The 17875-nt window shown below is 70.3% G+C and carries 14 protein-coding genes; 8 read left to right on the top strand and 6 right to left on the bottom strand.

Going from position 1 to position 17875, the window contains the following annotated elements:
- Positions 1-440 precede the first annotated feature (440 nt).
- The 3 genes from ABD481_RS29975 to ABD481_RS29985 all read right to left on the bottom strand — a co-directional run bounded on the left by ABD481_RS29975 (position 441) and on the right by ABD481_RS29985 (position 4079).
- Entirely contained in the window at positions 441-2111 is a 1671-nt protein-coding gene (locus ABD481_RS29975; RefSeq protein ID WP_344669234.1) for a beta-N-acetylhexosaminidase, read from the bottom strand.
- Between the two features lie 161 nt (positions 2112-2272).
- Entirely contained in the window at positions 2273-3415 is a 1143-nt protein-coding gene (locus tag ABD481_RS29980) for an MFS transporter (RefSeq protein ID WP_344669153.1), read from the bottom strand.
- A 190-nt stretch (positions 3416-3605) separates the two neighbouring features.
- Complete coding sequence (locus ABD481_RS29985; RefSeq protein ID WP_344669154.1) at positions 3606-4079, bottom strand: RrF2 family transcriptional regulator; 474 nt, start codon at positions 4077-4079, stop codon at positions 3606-3608.
- A 147-nt stretch (positions 4080-4226) separates the two neighbouring features.
- Here ABD481_RS29985 and ABD481_RS29990 point away from each other — a divergent pair, with 147 nt between their 5' ends.
- The gene (locus tag ABD481_RS29990; RefSeq protein WP_344669155.1) at positions 4227-4706 is read left to right on the top strand and encodes a hypothetical protein; all 480 of its coding nucleotides are present in this window, start codon (positions 4227-4229) and stop codon (positions 4704-4706) included.
- Positions 4703-5272: a dihydrofolate reductase family protein gene (locus tag ABD481_RS29995; RefSeq protein WP_344669156.1), complete on the top strand. Its 570-nt coding sequence runs from the start codon at positions 4703-4705 to the stop codon at positions 5270-5272. The genes ABD481_RS29990 and ABD481_RS29995 overlap by 4 nt, the downstream gene beginning before the upstream one ends.
- 78 nt (positions 5273-5350) lie before the next feature.
- Here ABD481_RS29995 and ABD481_RS30000 read toward each other — a convergent pair whose 3' ends face one another.
- Entirely contained in the window at positions 5351-6175 is an 825-nt protein-coding gene (locus tag ABD481_RS30000; protein ID WP_344669157.1) for an MBL fold metallo-hydrolase, read from the bottom strand.
- A 110-nt stretch (positions 6176-6285) separates the two neighbouring features.
- Here ABD481_RS30000 and ABD481_RS30005 point away from each other — a divergent pair, with 110 nt between their 5' ends.
- The gene (locus ABD481_RS30005; RefSeq protein WP_344669158.1) at positions 6286-6927 is read left to right on the top strand and encodes a helix-turn-helix domain-containing protein; all 642 of its coding nucleotides are present in this window, start codon (positions 6286-6288) and stop codon (positions 6925-6927) included.
- On the opposite strand, the gene ABD481_RS30010 is transcribed toward ABD481_RS30005, so the two are convergent.
- Complete coding sequence (locus tag ABD481_RS30010; RefSeq protein WP_344669159.1) at positions 6905-8374, bottom strand: hypothetical protein; 1470 nt, start codon at positions 8372-8374, stop codon at positions 6905-6907. The two genes, ABD481_RS30005 and ABD481_RS30010, sit on opposite strands and share 23 nt — an antisense overlap.
- Positions 8375-8496: 122 nt before the next feature.
- Between ABD481_RS30010 and ABD481_RS30015 the strand changes: the two genes are divergently transcribed.
- From ABD481_RS30015 to ABD481_RS30030, 4 genes are all read left to right on the top strand, one after another.
- A complete protein-coding gene (locus ABD481_RS30015) occupies positions 8497-8748 on the top strand; it encodes a hypothetical protein (RefSeq protein ID WP_344669160.1) in 252 nt (83 codons plus the stop codon).
- A gap of 419 nt (positions 8749-9167) precedes the next feature.
- Complete coding sequence (locus ABD481_RS30020; protein ID WP_344669161.1) at positions 9168-9860, top strand: PadR family transcriptional regulator; 693 nt, start codon at positions 9168-9170, stop codon at positions 9858-9860.
- A complete protein-coding gene (locus ABD481_RS30025) occupies positions 9857-10603 on the top strand; it encodes an ABC transporter ATP-binding protein (RefSeq protein ID WP_344669162.1) in 747 nt (248 codons plus the stop codon). The genes ABD481_RS30020 and ABD481_RS30025 overlap by 4 nt, the downstream gene beginning before the upstream one ends.
- Positions 10600-13707 carry an ABC transporter permease gene (locus ABD481_RS30030; RefSeq protein ID WP_344669163.1) on the top strand — a complete coding sequence of 1036 codons (3108 nt, stop codon included), beginning with the start codon at positions 10600-10602 and terminating at the stop codon, positions 13705-13707. Before ABD481_RS30025 ends, ABD481_RS30030 begins: the two co-directional genes overlap by 4 nt.
- 212 nt (positions 13708-13919) lie before the next feature.
- On the opposite strand, the gene ABD481_RS30035 is transcribed toward ABD481_RS30030, so the two are convergent.
- Complete coding sequence (locus tag ABD481_RS30035) at positions 13920-14726, bottom strand: VOC family protein (RefSeq protein WP_344669164.1); 807 nt, start codon at positions 14724-14726, stop codon at positions 13920-13922.
- Between the two features lie 90 nt (positions 14727-14816).
- On the opposite strand from ABD481_RS30035, the gene ABD481_RS30040 reads away from it, so the two are divergent.
- Positions 14817-17804: an FAD-binding and (Fe-S)-binding domain-containing protein gene (locus tag ABD481_RS30040; RefSeq protein ID WP_425559321.1), complete on the top strand. Its 2988-nt coding sequence runs from the start codon at positions 14817-14819 to the stop codon at positions 17802-17804.
- Positions 17805-17875: the final 71 nt, after the last annotated feature.

Below are 17875 nucleotides of genomic sequence, written 5' to 3' on the forward strand. Positions count from 1 at the left end.
GTATGGCTTCGAGAACCTCGATCATCAGGGTCCGTGCCCGCTTTCATCAAGACTCTGCGAAAATCACACCGGCCACGCCCCAGGCCGACAAACTCGTACCACCAGACGAGAACGCAGAAGCCCTGGTGCCGCCGACCGGGTGTCCAGTCCATGCAAGCGCAACCGCAGCCCAACAGCGCTCACCGCAACGGCATGGACTTGACACCTGGGCGGCGGCGCTGTACCCGTAGGGCTGCTGACGGGACCGAGGGGAGCGAACCCCCACCTCACAAACCGCCAGCGCAGGGACTAGCAGCCACCCCCCTATGGAGCCGGCGCCATTTCCCCGAGGGATCCGAGGCCCGCCGGAGGCACTGCCTTTGACTTTCCTCTTAAGCTTTTGACTTAAGCCTTAAGCCTTACGCCTTACGCTTTAGGCCTTACGCCTTAAGCTTTACGCCTTAACTCCAAGGCACCTCCGGCGACCGATAAAACCGAATCCCCACCCGCCCCCACAACCCAGCCTGCTTCCCCAACCGCCCCGCAAACTGCTTAAAATCATGCGTAACCGGCGCCGACCACCCAATCTCCGCCACAGCCGGCAACCGCGGAAACGCCAACGTCTCAGCATCCGCAAGACTCTTAACCGTCTCCGACCACAACGGCGCCTCCACCCCCACCACCGCCGTCGGCGGCACCCCCGGCAACACCGTCACCGGATCCCAGTCATAAGCCTTCGACACCGACGTATACCCAGCCCAATGCAACCCGAGCGGAAACCCAGGCGTGTACTGCTGATCCAAATAAGCATGATCCCCCGGCGCCATAATCAGCTTCGTCCCCCGCGTCGCCGCCTGCGCCACCGCCGGCAACGGATGCGCCGTGTCCCAATACTCAAGAATCGTCTGCGGCAACAACGGCGCCGTCGCCGCCTCCGCCCACGCCACCGGCGTCCGCCCCGTCCCGGCCACCGCATCCTGCGCCCGCTTCACGAACCCGTTGTACTGCGTCAGATTCAGCGCCTGCGCCTCGTCCCCACCCATATGCAGCAGCGGCCCCGGACTGGCCTCGGCAGCCGCCTTCATCACTGAATCGACAAATCCGTATGTTGATTCACTCTTCGTGCACAGCGAGTCATAAGCCGGCGACACCGTCGTCACCGCCCCATGCTTACGCCCGTCGCACGCCAGCTCAGGGTACGAATGAACAGCCGCGCCGACATGCCCGGGCATATCGACCTCCGGGATCACCGTCATATACCGCGAAGCGGCGTAATCCACGATCGCCTTCAGATCCGCCGCACTGTACGACCCTCCAGCCCCGCCCCCGACCTGCGAGGCGCCCCCGACCGACGTGAGCTTCGGATAGTCCGGCACCGTCAGCCGCCAGCCCTGGTCGTCAGTCAGATGCAGATGGAACTCGTTGATCTTGTACAGCGCCGCCGCGTCAATGTACGACTTCACATCAGCAACGCTGTAAAAGTGCCGCGCGACATCCAGCATCACGCCCCGGTACCCAAACCGCGGATGATCGCTGATGACCCCGGCCTGCACCTTGTTGTCGCCAGCGACCAACTGCCGCAGCGTCTGCACCCCATGGAACAGCCCCGCCGCGTCCGCCGCCGTGATCTTGACCGACGTGCTCCGGACCACCAGCTTGTAGCCCTCGGTGCCCCACTCCGGATCGCCGCCGGTCGGTTGCAGAACGAGCTGTACCGGCGCGTCCGCGCCACCGTTCGCCGATACCGCGAGCCCGGTCTGCTGCTTGAGGTACGCGGCCAGGTCGGCGGCGATCGGCTCCGCGCCAGCGGAGGCGTGGATCGCGGTTGTAGCGCCGAAGGCGAAGACGCCGGCGTTAGCCGTGATAGTGGTCGGCTGCGGTACGACGCGCTGCAGCGCGGCGAGGTCCGCGGCGGAGCCGGGCGCCGCAGGCGGGTCGGGGGCGGTGCCGGCGGCGCCGGACGCGCTGCTCGACGCCGGGGGCGGCGAGGATGAGGCGGCGCCGCCGCTGCCGCCGCAGGCGGCGGAAGTCAGGGCGGCGGCGCAGACGCCGGCAAAGACAGCGTTCCGAAGCGCGGAGGATCGGCCAGTCACCCCGCGAGGGTAATCGACGTGAGACGAATCCAGGATCACCTTGGCCAAATCTTGGTCTCTCCCACCCCTCACCCCGCACCCGGACTCGCACCCGGACTCGGACTCGGACTCGGACTCGGACTCGGACTCGGACTCGGACATCGCACCCGGCAGCTCACTTGCCCACCAGCCCGCCGACCCGCCCCACCCACCTACCCCACCTACCCCCCAACCCTCCAAGTCCTCCCCAACCATCCCAAAGCCACCACAGCCACCCCCGCCGCAACCCCAAACATCCCAGCCACCCCCGAAGCCACCATCAACCCACCCACCCCCGTCCCAACCCCGATCCCCACATAAATCGCCGAAGCATTCAAAGCCATCACCAACGGCGCCTCACCCGGCGCCGCCGCCATCAACCGATGCTGCTGAGCCGGCGTCTGACACCAACTCGCCCCACCCCACGCCACCGCCAGCACCACAACGACAACCGTCACATGCGTCCCCGTCGCAGCCAGCACAGCGAACACCCCCATAGCCGTCGCCATAACCACATACCCCGTAGCCAGCACCCGAGCCGGCCCGATCCGATCCACAGCCACCCCCGCGACAAGGTTGCCCACAACCGCCCCCACCCCATACGCACACAACATCCACGCCGACCCCGACCCATCAACACCAACCCCCCGCAACGCAGGCACCGCATACGCATAGACCGTGTAAGCAGCCGCCATCCCCAACACAGTCAACGGCAACACAGCCGCCACCCCCGGCCGCCGCAAAGCCGCCAGCCGTGCCGCCCACGCGACCGGCGCCGCCCCCGGCACCCTCGGCATCAGCGCACCCGCAGCCAGCGCCGTCACCAAACACAACGCCGCGACCAGCCACAACGCCGCGCGCCACCCCATCACCGCCCCGACGGCGTCGCCGAGCGGCACCCCCAGCGCGGTCGCCACCGTCAACCCGCCGACCACCACCGACAGCGCCCGCCCCCGCAACTCCGGCCGGACCAGCGCCGCCGACACCGCCCCCGCCGTCGGCGTGTACCCCGCCGCCCCGACCGCCGCGACGACCCGACTGGCCAGCAACAGCGGCAGGTTCGGCGCCAGCGCCGACGCCGCGTTGGCGGCGGCCAGCACCACCAGCGCCGCGACCAGCAGCGCGCGCCGGGGCAGGCGCGCCGTGGCGGTGGCGACGAGCGGCGACGCCAGGGCGTAGGCGGCGGCGAAGACCGTGACCGCCTGGCCCGCGCTCGACGTGGACGTGTGCAGCGAATGCGCGACGTCGGGCAGGAAGCCCGCGAGCACGAAGGCGTCAGTACCGACGGCGAACGTCCCGAGAGCCAGAACAAGCGTGCGTGCCAAACCGCCGCTATCGCCACCCTGGCCGGTCTCACGATCGGGGCCGACCCGAGATGTGGAACTCGCCGCTATCGAGACATTAGACATCCCGAATCCCCTCCAAAAGAGACCCGGCGCGTCGGCCGGGTCAGCTGCTAAGACTTCTTACATTCACAAACCAGGGCAAACGAAACTGCTCCGCCCCATCCCGCCCCTACCGACTCTGATGAAACCGCCGCACCCGCCCCGCCGCCCCCGCCGGCGCCACCCCCAGCAGATCCGCCAACGTCTGCGCCGCCAACTCCCGCCGCCAGGCCATCTCCGCCCTCCGCATCGCCGCCGCCACCCCGCACGGCCGCCCGAACTCACCCACCGACGCCAACACCCCCGCCCCCTGCTGCCGAATCTCGGTGCACCGGAACGCGTCCTCACGACCCTCAACAGCGGCGACAACATCCATAAGCGTGATCTTCTCCGGCGCCCGCGCCAGCGAGTAGCCCCCACGCGCCCCCGGCGTCGACGCCAGAATCCCAGCCCGAACCAAAGGCTGAAGCCGCTTCTTGAGATACTCCGGCGGCAACTCGAACACCTCCGCCAACCGCCCCGCCGCCACCGGCCCCTGCTCCTCCAGCCACACCAGCGCCATGAGGCAGTGCAACCCCCACTCGACGCCCTCACCCATCTGCATAACCGGGATGCTACACGTCCCGATTCTTTTCGTCATGCCGGCCGTGTAGAAGCGTGGACAGCTGAACTCGATGCGCTTCGCGCGGAGATACTGACTCAGATCCATGACAGGACCCTTCCTGTCTGTCCTCGCCGCTAGATTGCCGCCATGGCAGACAGCGGCGGCCCGTCTCCCGGGTCGACACCGGAAGGGTTGATCGATCCCGACGTCCCCATCCTGCGTGAGCATTTCCGGGACGTCACTCGGTGGGTGATCGGGGACGCGGTGGGGGAGCAGCTGACTGCTGCGCAGAGCGACGGGCTGGCCGATGAGATCGCGGTGATTCTGGCCTCCGGCCTCACCCCGGTCCTGCGGCGCGAGGTCGAGCTCCAGACCGAGAAGACCATCGTGAGCCTGCAAAACGGCCCGCTGTCGTTCAACCACAACCACGAACTCATGGTCGACGGCTTCACCGTGCCGGATCTGTTGAAGCTCCTCGACGCGGTCGGTCGCCTGGTCGACACCGGGGTCGGTGAGGCTATCAGTGGGCTGCATGACACCCACCAGCGGATGCTCTACCGCGCCCACGACGCCTGGCTCGCGAAGAATCCCCAAGCCGCCGATTCCACGGAGGGAACCGCACCATGACCAACACAGCGCCCGACACCACGACCGACACAGTGCGTTGGCACATCACAATGTCGTTGGACGGCTTCATCACCGGCCCGGATCAGTCCATGGACTTCGTGTCCGCCCACGCCTCCCGCATGCCCGCCTCGGCGCGCGAGGTGGTGCGCACAACCGGGGCGCTGCTCGGCGGGCGGGGCTGGTACGACGTCGCGATGGAGCGCTACAACGGCCTCGACGGCGTCTACGGCGGCGGCTGGCGGGGACCGGTCTTCGTCATGACGAACCGGCCGGTCCCGGGCGACGCGGATCCGTCGATCACGTTCCTCTCCGGGACCATCGCCGACGGCGTCGCCGCCGCCCGCAAGGCGGCCGACGGCCAGGACGTCGTCGTCTTCGGCGCGAACACCGCCCGCCAATGCCTGGAGGCCGGGCTGCTGGACGAGATCCTCGTCCACATCGCGCCCGTTCTGCTGGGCGACGGCGTGCGCCTGGTCTCCGGCCCCGCGCTCGGAGTGACGCTGGAGCGCGTCGAGGTCGCCGAGACGGACCAGCTCACCGACCTCCGTTTTCGAGTGCTGAAATAGCAGCCCGCGCATCACTCCATCAGCGCATCAACCCCTCACCCCCCTCATTCACCCCCCCTCACTCACCCCCCTCCCTCATCACCCAATCGGCGGAGCAAGGTACTCCAGCGCGTACCCATTGCCAGCGGGAGTCACGCGAGCGATGCCAGGCGAGTCAAGGTGGGCGCCGGCGACAAAGCGTCGCGGCTGGCTCAGCTGTTCAAGCAGCGCGGCCCGCGCAGCGCGCGCCTGCGCCTGGTCGCCGTCGAACTCCCACGACACCTTCGGCTGACCGAACTGAAGCGTCGGGACATGGACCGTGTCGCCCCAGACGAGAAGCTCCCCAGCGCCGCTCCTGATCTCATAGACAGTGTGACCAGGCGTGTGTCCCGGCGCCGGGACCGCAGTCGCCCAAGAATTGATCGCAATCCGCTCCGACACCGGCACCGACACGACCCGATCGCGGATCCGTTCGAGCCGCCCCGTGAACACCGCGGTGTCGCCCTCACCCATCCACACGCGCTCCAGCCCCGCGAACGCCTCGGAGCCGTCCGGCATAATCAGGCCACTGACGTGGTCCTCATGGTCATGAGTGATAGCGACATCCGTGATCTGCGCACGATCGACCCCCGCTTCATCGAGCGCGTCGTAGATCAACCCCATAGTCGGGTCGTGCCAGTTGTCGGACGCGCCGGTGTCGACGAGCAGCGACCGCGTGCCATCGGCGACATAGAAAGCGTTGACCGCGAGCCGCAGATTGCCGCCGACTATCGGGACGACGGCCGGCACCTCAGCGAGCGGGCACCCGTCCTCGTCGCGCAGCCGAGTCGGCGGCATGTCGATGTAACCGTCCCGCAGCGCGATCACTTGCAGTTCGCCGAATTCGAAGGTGGCGTGGAGCTTGCCACTTGAGACCAGGCGCATGGAACCTCCGTTATGGTCGGGCCACGTCTCCAATAGAAGACTGGTTCTCCTTTAGAAGAAATCATACACTGGGCCGGCAAGGTACTCACCGATCAAGGAGCACGATGGCTATGGCGGCCCAGCAAGACCCAAGCCCGGCCGAGCCAGAGCCCAGCCCCCAGCTCCACCCACAGCCCCCTGACGACCTAGCCGGCGCTTTCGGCAGCAACGTCCGCCGCCGCCGCGAAGAAGCGGGCCTGACACTCGAACAGCTCTCGACCCAGTCATCAGTCAGCCGCGCAATGCTGTCCAAGGTCGAACGCGGCGAGAAAAGCCCGACAATCGGCATCGCCTCCAGAATCGCCCACGCGCTCGACGCGTCCCTCTCCGACCTGATCGGCGCCCCGACCGCAGACACCACAGGCGTAGCCGTCGTCATGCGCAAGAAGGAACGCCCCATCTTCCGCGACCCGGAAACCGGCTTCGAACGGCACATGGTGTCAGCAGCCCCAGGCGCAGGCGGAGCGGAACTGATCGTCCACTACCTCCCCGCGCACATCTCCATGGGCCTCCTACCCGCCTACCCGCCGGGAACGGAGAAGCAGGTCGTGGTACTCAAAGGCACCCTCACCGTCGCAACCGGCGGCATCACCGAAACCCTGGACACCGGCGACTCCCTGTTCTTCCAAGCCGACGTCGAACACGGCTTCGCCAACCGAACCGACACCCCCTGCGAATACATCATGGTCATCACGCGCCGACCGCGACCGTGATCGGTGTGGGCGCGGTGAGCTCGTACCTGACCTTGACCAACACCTGTTCCAGCAGATGAAATGCTCTGCCCCGCAGCGGAGCACTCCGAGGAGTGCCTCGCCAGTACGCGTTGGTCAGAGTCTCGACCGATTTGCCGATCGTGCATTCGTCGTCGGTGGCGAGGTCGAGCACGAAGCGCGTGAAGTCGCCAATACCTGTAGCGGCAGGATGACGGTCGACGAACCCCTGGAGTCGGGCTGCGAGCGCTGGCGACGTGCGCGCAGTAGGGGACACCACTGCGAGAGCTGCGAGCGCCAACTGCACTGCGGGGCACTCGCTGCTCCATCGAGCAAGCAGCTCCGGCACGTACTGCTGGACCGCCGCACGCGCCGCTTCCTCGCTGCGAGGGTCGGCGTGCGGCGGGGTGTCCGGCCAGTTCTGGGCCTCGTGGCGGCCAGACACGGTCGCGATACTGAACAACAGCTTGACAGCATCGAAGCGATGCTGGGGCGGGACGCGTTCGTCAACGGCGATCGCAGCCAGAAGCGGAACGCCGTCGACGGTCTGCGGACCACAGGTGTCCTGGTGGAGAATGTCGTTGTAGAAGTCCCGCAGGAACCCGCGGTCGTTCCGATCGGCCTCGGGAGGATCAGCAAACAGCGGTATCGCTTGCGACACCCTCGGGATCGCTGGGCGACGTTCGGCAATGACGGTGCGAAAGACGAGCCACATCGGCAGGTTCTTCCACTGCGGCCGCCACGGATAGTAAGACCCGCCGATATATGGCACCGCGTCCGCCCGCGACTCCTCAATTGCCCGGCACCAGGCATCGACGCTGCCCAGCGCCTGCTCGTCGCAGCGCGAACCGCTTTCGGCCTCGGCCCCAGCCCCAGCACCAGAACCAGCCTTAAGCATTGCGATAGCGAGTTGCCGCAGCCCATCAGGATCCTGATGACACTCCTCTGGCGGATCAAGTATGCGAAGCGCAGCGGCGGCAGCGACCCGCCGCACGCTCATTCGCGAGTCCCCGGCAAAGGCTAAGACGGCACGCAGCAGCGACGGACGAACGGCGCGCAGAGAGGACTGCGTCCGCTGCTCCCCGGCCCCGTACACGCGACACCACGTCAGTGCCTTGTCGCCGACGTCAGCCGCAACCGTCCCCAACCAGTCGATCAGCACCAGGCGAAGCGGCCACAGTTCCCCGTCTCGGCTGATGACGTCAAGCATGGCGGTGCGAGGATCGTCCAGGAGCGCCGCGACGTAGAGCGCGACGGGAGTCGTCGCCGAGTAGGTGCTGCCCTGGTGGCTGACTTCTTCGAGACAACCGGCCACCGCGTCGGTTCGGACCATGATCTTTTCGTCCAGGAACCGCCGGAGCCTCCAGGGCAGATCGTCGGCGCTGCCTCTGGCGTGTTCCAGATTCCGCCAGTTCGTCCGAGACAGGATCGCGTCAGCTTCAGGCGCCACGCAGCAAGGGTAGGACGTTCCGGTAGGTTCTCTGAGACATGTGGCCTGCCGCCTTGCGTTAGACGATCCGGAGTCCACCGCGTTCTCGACGCATGGCGCGTCGGCCTAGGCCGGAACCGCTGGTGGAACGGCTCATCGACGATCCCGACGAGAATGTCCGTCAGCGCGCAGAGTCCGATCCCCATATCCCCACTCGGACTGCGGAGCGACTGATCAGCAAGACCGGACGGCATCACGACGTGGTAGCGAACCCCGGCCTGCCGCCCCGGCTCCTCACGATGTTGTTGCGCGATGAGCGCACTGCTCTCAACGCGGCCCAAAACCCTGCGCTGCCTGTTGACGTCATGCGCGAGATGGTGCGACGCCTGGTCTAGCGGGCCAGCGGGCTATCTGGAGTCCGGGACCGCCAAACCCTGGCGCCGGCGGCTCGCCAAAGGTCCTCGTGTTCGATCAACGCAGCCACATAGGTTTGCTGGGCGGCTGCGAGGTTGCCGCCGTCGCGGTAGGGCCCGGGAGCTCATCGAAGGAGCCGGTCCGCTCGACCGCTGCCCAGATCAGGTCGAATCGCAGCTAGCCCTCCTGGCCAGGCAGATGCTCCTCGAACCAGTGATCGACTTCGGCGGGTAGCAGCAGCGCGTCCGAGGATGGGGGCGTCGTCGCGTGCCGGTCATCAGCCGGGGCTGGTGCGAGTGCTGCGCACGCCGCCACCAGCCCCCTTGCCCCCACCCATGCATACCCGGTATGTATATACCCATGACCGCACCCCATACTGAGTATGCACGGGCACGTTGACATGTCCGTCAAGCACTCCCTCCTGGCCGTTCTCGCGGACGGCGACCGTTACGGCTATCAGCTCCGGGCCGAGTTCGAGGAGCGGACGGGGGCTACGTGGCCGTTGAACATCGGGCAGGTGTACACCACGCTCAATCGGTTGGAGCGGGATGGTTTTGTCGAGCCTGCTGGGCAGGATGCGCAGAACCATGTCTTCTACCGGATCACGGAGGCTGGGCGGGAGGAGTTGCTCAGTTGGTTCGCGCGGCCGGTGACGCGGGCTGAGCGGCCGCGGGATGAGTTGGCGGTGAAGTTGGCGCTCGCTGTCACCGTGGAGGGGATCGACGTGCCGGGGATTGTGCATGCGCAGCGGAAGCACGCTTTGGGTGCTTTGCAGGACTACACGCGGGTCAAGGCGCGGTTGGGGGTCGAGGAGCTGGCCGCCGCGTTGGTGGTGGATTCGATGATCTTTCAGAGCGAGGCCGAGATCCGGTGGTTGGACCACGTTGAGGCCAAGGTGCTTCGGCACGCCAAGACGGTCGGCAGCACGGCTAACGGCACTGCCAATGGCACGGCCAGCAGCATCGCGACAGGCGCCGCGGACAAGAACAGCGCAGCGAACAAGAACAGCGCCGCGAACAAGAACAGCACAGCGAACAGCACAACCAACAGCACAGCCACGAGCACAGCCACAAGCGAGGGGAACAGGAAATGAGCGGGGTCGTGAACGGCCGGCCGGTGCTGGAGCTGCGGCGGGTGACCCGGGTGCATGGCAAGGGTGCCGCGGAGGTGCACGCCCTGCGGGGTGTGGATCTCGCGGTGGCGGCGGGGGAGCTGGTGGCGGTCATGGGTCCGTCCGGGTCCGGCAAGTCGACGTTGCTGTCGCTGGCCGGCGGCCTGGACGCGCCGACCGGCGGGGAGGTGGTGATCGAGGGCACGACGCTGGCCAGTCAGTCCAAGGCGCAGCTGGCTGCGATCCGTCGCCGCTCGGTCGGCTACGTCTTCCAGGACTACAACCTCATCCCCGCGTTGACCGCCGCTGAGAATGTGGCGCTGCCCCGGGAGCTGGACGGCATGTCGGCGCGCAAGGCTCGGCAGGAGGCCATCGCCGCGCTGGAGGAGGTGGGCCTGCGTCCCGAGGCCGACCGCTTCCCGGACGAGATGTCGGGCGGACAGCAGCAGCGGGTCGCCATCGCCCGCGCGCTGATCGGCGAGCGCCGCCTCATCCTCACCGACGAGCCCACAGGGGCCCTGGACACCGAGACCGGTGAGGCCGTCCTGCGTCTGCTGCGCAAGCGCTGCGACGACGGCGCCGCCGGCGTCCTGGTCACCCACGAGGCCCGGCACGCCGCCTGGGCCGACCGCATCGTCTTCATCCGCGACGGCCTCATCGTCGACGAGTCCGCCCCCTCGCAGCGTGCCGAGGACCTGCTCGTGCCCGGCGGGGCCGACGCATGACCGGATCCGGCACGGGATCAGGCACGAGATCCAGCACTGGCACGAGATCCAGCACCAGCACCGGCACCAACCCTCTGCGTAGCTGGGCCCTGGCCCTGCGCGTCGCGCGTCGCGAGGCCCTGCGGAACAAGGGCCGTTCGCTGATGGTCGTCGCCATGCTCGCCCTGCCGGTCGCCGGCGCCTCCGCGGCTGACACGCTGTGGCGCTCCTCCCAGGTCACCGCTGCGGAGCAGGCGGTGCGGGACATGGGTCACTACGACGCCATGGTCGCCGCCACGACCAACACGCCGATCTACCAGAACGCCGACGGCAGCCGCTTCCTCCCAGCGAACCTGAACAACTCCACCGGCGCCAGCAGCTCCAACGGCTCCAACGGCTCCGCGAACTCCACCGCGCCGGCCACCTCCGCCACCTCCACCGCGCCGGCCACCACCCCCACAACCCCGGCCACCACCCCCACAACCCCGGCCCCCACCCGCACCCCCACCCGCCTGCACGGCGACGCCACCGACCTCGCCAAGCTGCTGCCCCCCGGCACCCGGATCACCGGCCCGATGGAGCACGACCTCCAGGCCGTCATCACCGACGGCGCCGGCCGCCGCTTCGCCACCCTGCGCGAGCTGGACCTCGCCGATCCGCTGACCGCGGGCATCGCCCGGCAGCGCGAGGGCGTCGCGCCGGCCGCCGACGACCAGGTCGCGATCAGCCACTCGCTGGCCGACCACCTCGGCAAGGGCGTCGGCGACAGCATCAGTGCCCGCCTGCTCTCCTACGGCCCCGTGCCCGGCACGGCCGAGACCGGTGCCACGGCCAAGACCCTGCGCATCTCCGGCATCTACGACGGCGACGACGACCTCTACGCCGACCAGGTCTTCGTCCGCCACGGCACCTTCCAGGGCGGCTCCCAGCCCAACCCCGAGCAGTACTTCGTCGCGTTGCCCGGGGGCGTGGACTGGTCGCTGGTGCAGAAGCTCAACACGGCCGGCTTCACCGTCGAGTCGAAGAAGGTCGTCAGCGACCCGCCGGCGCGATCGCAGATGCCGTACTACACGGCGAACTCCGACGTCTTCGACTCCGGCGGCGGTGTCCGGGCGGCGACCGTGGCCGTCGTCGCCATCGCGCTGGCGATGGTGCTGCTGGAGGTCGTGCTGCTGGCCGGTCCGGCCTTCGCGGTCAGCGCCCGGCGCCGGCGCCGCGACTTCGGCCTGCTCGGCGCGGCCGGCGCCGACGGTCGGCGGCTGCGCCGCATCGTGCTGGCCGACGGCGTGGTCCTGGGCCTGGCCGGCGGGGTGGCCGGCACCGTGCTCGGGGTCGTCGCCGGCGCCGTCACGCTGCCGCTGTTCGCGCACCTGAGCCAGCAGAATCCGGGCGGCTTCCGGATCGTGCCGGAGGAGCTGCTCGGCGCCGCCGCGGTCGGTGTGCTCACCGGCCTGGCCGCGGCCCTGGCCCCGGCGATCGTCACCGCGCGGCAGGACGTGCTGGCCGCGCTGACCGGGCGCCGCGGCCAGGTCCGCACGCCCTGGCGGATGTCGGTGGTCGGACTCGTCGGGCTCGGCGTGGGCACGGCGCTGATCCTCGGCGGCTCGCTCACCGGGACCCACACCTGGCCGGTGGCGGCAGGGATCGCGCTGGCCGAACTCGGCGTGGTGGCCTGCACGCCGCTGCTGGTCAGCTGGTTCGGTCGGCTGGGCCGGGTGCTGCCGCTGACCGGGCGGCTGGCGGTGCGCGACGGCGCCCGCAACCGGGGCCGCACCGCCCCGGCGGTGGCGGCGATCATGGCCGCGGTGGCCGGGGCGTCGGCGGTCGCCATGATCGTGACCTCGCTCGACGCCCAGAGCCGCCACGACTACACCTCCGACCTGCATCCCGGCCAGGCCGCGGTGCGGTTCGAAGCGAACTTGGGCGAGCCCGCCGACCAGCTCGCCAAGCAGCTCGCCGCGACCCTGCCGACCAGCGAGTACGCGATCGTCGACGACGTCCTGGACCCGACCGCGCCGACCGTCGCCGACGTGCAGACGAAGACCAAACCCGCACCCGGGCAGGCGAAGTCGTACCAGGTTCCCGAGATCCAGCGGACCGCCGCCAACCAGTGCCCGACGATCCCCCCGGGGACCGAGGGCGCCGCGCTGGAGGATCTGATCCGGCAGCACTCGCGGGACCCGCGCTGCGACTACAAAACCGGCTCCGCGGCGAACCACTACGGCCTCGGGTTCAGCGACATCGTCTCCGGCGGTCCGGAGGCCGTGCGGGTGGCCCTGGGCCGCCCGGATCCGGCGGCCGAGGGCGTGCTGCGGGCCGGCGGGGTCGTGGTGTTCTCGCCGGTGGAGCTCTCCACGGCCGGGGCCGCGCCGACGGTGCAGGTCAAAACCAACGTCATTTGCGTCGCCGACGGCGGAGCGACGGTGGAGCTCGACGGCAAGCAGGCGATCGGGGAGCAGCCCGGCTGCCCCTCGGACGACCGGCCCCCGCTGACGCTGCCGGCCATCGCCGTCCAGGCCCCGAACATCGGCATCAAGGCGATCGTCGCCCCCGGCGCGCTGGACAAGCTCGGCGTGGTCTTCAGCCCGCAGGCGATCGTGTTCAGCACCACGCGCATGCCGACCGACGCCGAGCAGAAGAAGGCCGACGACGTGGTCGCCGCGGCCGGGATCGAACAGAGCTTCTACGTCGAGCGCGGCTATCAGAGCCAGACCTTCGTCGGGCTGCTGGCGCTGGCCGCGGTGGCCGGCGTGGTGATGCTGGGCGCCGCCGCGGTGGCCACCGGGCTGGCCATCACCGACGCGCAGAACGACCTGGAGACGCTGACCGCGGTCGGGGCCCGGCCCCGGGTGCGGCGGGCGCTGGCCGGCTCCCAGGCGGCGGCCACCGCCGGGCTCGGGGCGCTGCTCGGCGCGCTGTTCGGGCTGCTGCCGGCGCTGGGGCTGCTGGAGGCCAAGCACAACGTGAGCAAGGAGGCGGTGTTCGGGCCGCCGCCCGGCGCGCTCCAGCTGGTGGTGCCGTGGCTGTTCCTGGCGGTGGTGATCGTCGCGCTGCCGACGCTGGCCGCCTTCGGCGCGGCCGGGATGACGCGCTCGCGGGTCACGATCCGGCGCCGCCGGGAGTGAGTGACGGGCAATGACGGGTAATGAGCGGAGAAGCCCCTGCCGGTCCGAGGACATCCTCGGATCGGCAAGGGGCTTCTTCACACCCATCTCAGGCCGCCGCGACCGCTATGCCGCCGCGCCTGCTCAAGCTGCCGCGACCGCTCAGGCCACCGCGACCGCTCAGGCCACAGCGACCGCTCAGCCGCCGCGACCGCTCCGCCTACCGCAACCGCTCAAGCCGCCGCGCCGCCCGACTGCGCCGCCCGCTCCTCGCTCAGCTGGATCAGCGAGAAGAACGCGCCCTGCGGGTCCTGACACACCGCGAACGTCCCGACCGGGATCTCCGTCGGCGGTACCGTCACCGATCCGCCGAGCTTGGCGACCTTGTCCGCCGAGGCCTGGCAGTCGGCCGTGGCGAAGTAGACCGCCCAGTGCGGCGGCACCTCCGGCGGGAAGTTCTTGTCGTCCATCTCCATCATGCCGCCGACGTCACGGCCGCCGAGCTTCCATTCGGTGTACTCCATGTCCTCGCCCATGGGGTTGGTCTCCGCGCCCCAGCCGAACACCGCCGGGTAGAAGGCCTTCGCCGTCGCCGCGTCCCGGGTCGCCAGCTCGTCCCAGCACAGGCTGCCGGGCTCGTTGACCACGCCGGCGCCGGGGAAGGTCCCGGGCTGCCAGGTGCCGAAGGCCGCGCCGCCCGGGTCGACGAAGACCGCCATACGGCCGACGTCGGTGACGTCCATCGGCGCCACCAGCACCTTTCCGCCCGAGGCCTCGATCTTCGCCGCCGTCGCCTCGGAGTCGGTCACCGAGACGTACGTCGACCAGGCGACCGGCTGCTCCGGGGACATCAGCGGCATCACGCCCGCCGCCGGGACGCCGTCCAGCAGGAACATGCCGTACCCGCCGGTGGCCGGGTCGTCGCTGATCTCCGCGTTCCACCCGAACAGACCTCCGTAGAAGGCCTTCGAACCCTCCATGTCCGAGGTGCCCAGGTCCACCCAGCACGGGGTGCCGGGTGCGTAGTCGGTCATCTTCATCGCGAGTCTCCTTGCCCGGCCGTGCCCGGCCTGGTCTGGCTGATGCCGCTTTGCGGGAGTTCGGTTCCGAACGTACTCGTCCGGGCCGGGATGCGCGCCCGGAACACCGGACCGGCGGTCCGCTACGTTGGGACCGTGGCAGAGCGATCTTCCGACCCGCGTCCGGCCGCCGAGGCCCGCTGGCGCGCCGCACTGGACGCCGCCGGGCTCGACGTCGACTTCGGTCGCCGCCGCCGGGCCGAGTACTCCGCCGACGCCTCCAACTACCGGCACGTGCCGCGCGGCGTGGCGTTCCCGCGCGACGCCGACGAGATCGTGCCGGCCGTCCGGATCTGCCGCGAGCACGGTGTGCCGGTGACGCTGCGCGGCGGCGGGACGTCGGTCGCGGGCAACGCCATCGGCGAGGGCCTGGTACTGGACTGTTCGCGGTACTACAACCGGGTCCTCGCCCTCGACGCCGAGGCGCGGACGGCGCGCGTCGAGCCGGGCGTGGTGCTGGACGTCCTCCAGGCCGCCGCCGCGCCGCACGGACTGAGGTTCGGCCCGGACCCCTCGACCGCGTCGCGCTGCACCATCGGCGGGATGATCGGCAACAACGCCTGCGGCGCGCGCTCGCTGGCGTTCGGCACCACCGCGGACAACGTGCTGGCCCTGGACCTGTTGCTGGCCGACGGTACGCGTACCACCGCGCGCCGCGGCACCAGCGGCGTCGCAGCACTCGACGAACGGCTGCGCGCCCTGGCCGACCGGCACGCCGACGCGATCCGCCGCGAGCTCGGCCGCTTCCCGCGCCAGGTGTCCGGTTACGCGCTCCAGCACCTGCTTCCCGAGAACGGCTTCGACGTCGCGCGAGCACTGGTCGGCTCGGAGGGCACGCTGGCGGTGGTGCTCGGGGCCGAGCTGCGGCTGCGGCCGGTGCTGCGGGACCGCGTGCTGGTGGTGGCGGCGTATCCGGACATGGTCGCGGCCGCCGCCGACGTCCCGCGTGCGCTGCCGCACGAGCCCTCGGCGATCGAGGGCATGGGCGCGGAGCTGGTGCGGGTGTGGGCGGCCCGCCGGAACCGGCCGGTGCCGTCGGCGCTGCCCGGGGCCGGGGTGGTCGGAGCAGTCGGGGTGGTCGGGGTGGCCGGAGCGGTCGGAGCACCCGCCGGCGGCTGGCTGTTCATCGAGACCACGCCGGACCGGGCCGCACCGCTGGTGGCCGATCTGGAACTCGCCTCGGCGACGCGGGTGGTGGTGTCCGAGGCCGAGCAGAAGGCGCTGTGGCGCATCCGGGAGGACGGCGCCGGGCTGGCCACGCGGACGCCCGACGGCGCCGAGGCGTGGCCCGGGTTCGAGGACGCCGCCGTGCCGCCCGAGCGGCTCGCCGACTACCTGCGGGCGTTCGAGGCGCTGATGCGGCGCTCCGGGCGGCACGGGACCGTGTTCGGGCACTTCGGCGAGGGCTGCCTGCACGTCCGCGTCGACCACGACCTCCAGACGCCCGAGGGGCGGGAGCGGTTCGCGGAGTTCACCGCGGCCGCGACCGCGCTGGTGGTGGAGCACGGCGGGTCGGTGTCGGGGGAGCACGGCGACGGCCAGGCCCGGTCCGGGCTGCTGGCCGCGATGTACAGCCCTGAGCTGCTCGGCGCGTTCGAGGAGTTCAAGGCGGCCTTCGACCCCTCGGCCTTGCTGAACCCGGCGGTGCTGGTGGCGCCGCGCGCGTTCGACGAGGACCTGCGGGCCCCGCGCGTGGTTCAGGCGGCGCCGCCGATGCTGGCGCTGGCCGCGGATCAGGGCGACTTCGGGCGCGCGGTGCGGCGGTGCGTCGGGGTCGGCAAGTGCCGCAGCGCGGCGGGCGGGGTGATGTGCCCCTCGTTCCGGGCCACGGGCGACGAGAAGGACTCGACCCGCGGCCGGGCCCGGGTGCTGCAAGAGATGCTGGACGGCCGCACGGTGACGCAAGGCCGTCGCGCCCCGGAGGTGCTGGACGCGCTGGACCTGTGCCTGGGCTGCAAGGGCTGCAAGACCGACTGCCCGGTCGGCGTCGACATGGCCGCCTACAAGACCGAGTTCCTGTATCAGCACTATCGGGGCCGCGTGCGTCCGGCGGTGCACTACTCGCTGGGGTGGTTGCCGGTCTGGGCGCGGCTGGCGGCATACGCGCCGCGCATAGTGAACCGCGTGATGGCTGCCGCGCGCTTGGCGCCGGTGCTGAAGCGGGTCGGCGGGATCGCCGCGGAGCGGGACCTGCCTCGGTTCGCGGCGCGGTCGTTCCGGCGGCGGGTCACTGGCAGTGGGCACGGGGTGCGGCCCGCGGACGCCGATCCGGCGACGTCGGTGGTGCTGTGGGCGGACACGTTCACCGAGAACTTCACCCCCGACGTCGGCGAGGCGCTGGTCGCGGTGCTGCGCGCCGCCGGATTCCGGGTGCTGGTGCCGCCACGCACCGGTTGCTGCGGGCTGACGTGGATCTCCACCGGGCAGCTCGGAGTCGCGCGGCGAGTCCTGGAACGGACACTGGACCTGATGCGGCCGGCGGTGGAGGCCGGGCTGCCGATCGTCGTGCCCGAGCCGAGCTGCGCGGCGGCGCTGCGCGAGGAGCTGACGGAACTGCTCCCGACGCACCCGCTGGCGGCGCGCGCGGCCGCCTTGGTGACCGGCCCCGCGGAGTTCCTTGCGGCCCGCGCGCCGGAGTGGAAGCCGCCGGCCTCACCGTGGGCCAGGGCCAAGGCCCTGGTCCAGATCCACTGCCACCAATACGCGGGCGGCCACACCGGCGACGCCGAAGTGGACCTGCTGGCGCGCGCCGGCATCGCCGCCACGGTGGTCTCCGGCTGCTGCGGCCTGGCCGGCGACTTCGGCGTGACGGCGGGGCACTACGAGGTGTCGATGGCGGTCGCCGAGCAGAACCTGCTGCCGGCGGTCCGGGCCTCCGCCTCCGACACCCTGGTCGTCGCCGACGGCTTCAGCTGCCGGACGCAGGTCGAGCAGGCTGTGGTGGGGCGGCGGGTGTGGCATGTCGCCGAGGTGCTGGCGGCGGGGCTGGGGGAGGCCGGGTCGGGGGAGGCCGGGTCGGGCGAGGCTGCGGGCCGGTGAGGCCGGGTCGGGGGAGGTCAGGTCCGGGGAGGCCGCGGGCCGGTGAGGGGCGAGCCGATCCTGCCGGCGAT

Origin of the sequence: Catenulispora yoronensis (genome assembly GCF_039531695.1) — a bacterium.
GTDB lineage: Bacteria > Actinomycetota > Actinomycetes > Streptomycetales > Catenulisporaceae > Catenulispora > Catenulispora yoronensis.

Bases quoted from the DNA above. Each gene is read 5' to 3' on its own strand.
- ABD481_RS30035 (WP_344669164.1), bottom strand. From the start codon at position 14,726: ATGAAGATGACCGACTACGCACCCGGCACCCCGTGCTGGGTGGACCTG.
- ABD481_RS30030 (WP_344669163.1), top strand. From the start codon at position 10,600: ATGACCGGATCCGGCACGGGATCAGGCACGAGATCCAGCACTGGCACG.
- ABD481_RS30040 (WP_425559321.1), top strand. From the start codon at position 14,817: ATGCGCGCCCGGAACACCGGACCGGCGGTCCGCTACGTTGGGACCGTG.
- ABD481_RS30000 (WP_344669157.1), bottom strand. From the start codon at position 6,175: ATGCGCCTGGTCTCAAGTGGCAAGCTCCACGCCACCTTCGAATTCGGC.
- ABD481_RS29985 (WP_344669154.1), bottom strand. From the start codon at position 4,079: ATGCAGATGGGTGAGGGCGTCGAGTGGGGGTTGCACTGCCTCATGGCG.
- ABD481_RS29990 (WP_344669155.1), top strand. From the start codon at position 4,227: ATGGCAGACAGCGGCGGCCCGTCTCCCGGGTCGACACCGGAAGGGTTG.
- ABD481_RS30005 (WP_344669158.1), top strand. From the start codon at position 6,286: ATGGCGGCCCAGCAAGACCCAAGCCCGGCCGAGCCAGAGCCCAGCCCC.
- ABD481_RS30025 (WP_344669162.1), top strand. From the start codon at position 9,857: ATGAGCGGGGTCGTGAACGGCCGGCCGGTGCTGGAGCTGCGGCGGGTG.
- ABD481_RS29995 (WP_344669156.1), top strand. From the start codon at position 4,703: ATGACCAACACAGCGCCCGACACCACGACCGACACAGTGCGTTGGCAC.
- ABD481_RS30020 (WP_344669161.1), top strand. From the start codon at position 9,168: ATGTCCGTCAAGCACTCCCTCCTGGCCGTTCTCGCGGACGGCGACCGT.